This window comes from Tepidiphilus sp. HLB4, assembly GCF_054823945.1.
This window is the reverse complement of record NZ_JSYB01000097.1, coordinates 1-312: the sequence shown is the minus strand read 5'-3', so window position 1 is coordinate 312 and position 312 is coordinate 1. Positions and strand designations below refer to the sequence as shown.

The 312-nt window shown below is 61.5% G+C and carries 2 tRNA genes; both read left to right on the top strand.

Annotated features, from left to right (window positions below):
- The first annotated feature begins 65 nt into the window (after nucleotides 1-65).
- Nucleotides 66-141: transfer RNA gene (locus OA56_RS11045), tRNA-Glu, on the top strand.
- Between the two features lie 14 nt (nucleotides 142-155).
- A tRNA-Asp gene (locus tag OA56_RS11040) sits at nucleotides 156-232 on the top strand.
- The last annotated feature ends 80 nt before the right edge of the window (nucleotides 233-312 follow it).

Sequence of the window (312 nt, the reverse complement as noted above, 5' to 3'; positions counted from 1 at the left end):
TGCATGGCATGCAAGAGGTCAGCGGTTCGACTCCGCTTACCTCCACCAGAGAAACGGTTTTGCGGGTCCCCATCGTCTAGAGGCCTAGGACACCGCCCTTTCACGGCGGTAACCGGGGTTCGAATCCCCGTGGGGACGCCAGGGTTTACGAGTGCGGAGTGGTAGTTCAGTCGGTTAGAATACCGGCCTGTCACGCCGGGGGTCGCGGGTTCGAGTCCCGTCCACTCCGCCAGGATTGCTGCAGGTGCTTCGTCGGGGGTGTAGCTCAGTTGGTAGAGCGCTTGCATGGCATGCAAGAGGTCAGCGGTTCGA